This is a genomic window from Actinospica durhamensis, assembly GCF_018139695.1.
GTDB classification, from domain to species: Bacteria; Actinomycetota; Actinomycetes; order Streptomycetales; family Catenulisporaceae; genus Actinospica; species Actinospica durhamensis.
Genome location: NZ_JAGSOG010000595.1, coordinates 1 through 1,230, shown reverse-complemented (window position 1 = coordinate 1,230; position 1,230 = coordinate 1). Strand labels below are relative to the sequence as shown.

Annotated in this window: 2 protein-coding genes; both read right to left on the bottom strand. The window is 70.7% G+C overall.

The window, feature by feature from the left end:
• A partial coding sequence (locus tag KDL01_RS45780; RefSeq protein ID WP_212534167.1) for a transposase family protein occupies positions 1 to 548 on the bottom strand: 548 nt, incomplete at its 3' end.
• A 59-nt stretch (positions 549 to 607) separates the two neighbouring features.
• Complete coding sequence (locus KDL01_RS41260; protein ID WP_212534166.1) at positions 608 to 1,060, bottom strand: hypothetical protein; 453 nt, start codon at positions 1,058 to 1,060, stop codon at positions 608 to 610.
• Positions 1,061 to 1,230: the final 170 nt, after the last annotated feature.

Sequence of the window (1,230 nt, the reverse complement as noted above, 5' to 3'; positions counted from 1 at the left end):
CTCAGATGCTCGAGGACGTGGTCACGGCGGGCGGCGGTGATGTCGTGCGTGCGCCCGGGCCGGGCGGCGGAGATCCAGATCAGCCGGCCGCGCTCGTCGGTCAGCGCGAGGAAGTGCAGGCCGTGGCGGTGGTGCTTGCCCGAGTAGTTCGGCCGGTTGGCCGCTCCTGTGCGCCGGCGGGTGGGAATGAGCGTGCCGTCGATCAGCACGACCTCCCCACCCCGATTCGCGATCTTGCGCAGAGCCCGGTCCAGGCGCGGGGCCTTCGCGGCGAGCAGCGCGATGATCTCATCACGCCAGCGCCGCATCGTGGTCTCGGAGACGTGGTTGCCCCCGGCCAGGTCCAAGGCCCGCTGGTCGTGGCGCAGCATCGCCAGCACCAGCAGGGCTATCCGCCCGGCCGGCAACAGCCGCCCCGGCGAGTTGATCTCGCGCATGCGCTTGCGCAGCAGGCCGGCGACGTACGCCACGGTGTTCGTGGACAGCGGCAGGCGGCACTGGTAGACAAGGGGATCGGCGCCCTCGGCGGGCATATTCGTGTTCTTCACACAACCCGAACGCCCACCGGGGGCGCCTCGTCACGCATCCGGGCACGGATGGCGCACGGTCACAGCGTGATCTGGAACCGGCCGTCCGCCAGCTTGCGGGCCCAGCCACGCTCGGCGAGCTTGCTCAGCTTCCCGCGCAGCGGCTCGACCTTCCCCGGGCTCTTCACGTCGATCCCGAGCTTCTCACCGACCGCCTTGGCCATCACCGGGCCGCCGGTCGCGCGCAGAATCCCCATGATCTTCCGGTACTCCGGCGGCAGCGCGTCCTCACCCATACCGGGCGAGCGGTGCGGGATCAGCAGCACCGACCGGCCACCGACGAGCGCACCGGCTGCTACGGGCGCGGCGTCGCCCGCCACCGCGGCCTCGGCTCTGGCCCAGACCTTCTCGGCCACCGCGAGCTCGTCGCGCTCGGCCCGCACCTCGGCCAACTGCCGAGCGAGGGAGTCCTCCAGCACGTCAAGCTCCGCCCGACGAGCCGCTATCCACCCCACCACCTGCGCATCCGTCATGAAAACCCAGCGTAGAGGCCTGCATCACGCCTCCGAGGGCGATTCAACGAACCCGCGCCCCGATCGCCGGATGATCTACGGCCTTGACAGCCGCGCCCGACATGCACGAGCACGAACACGCTCGCTCACGCCACCCCACCTGAACAGCACCGAACCGTTGGCGGATGCTC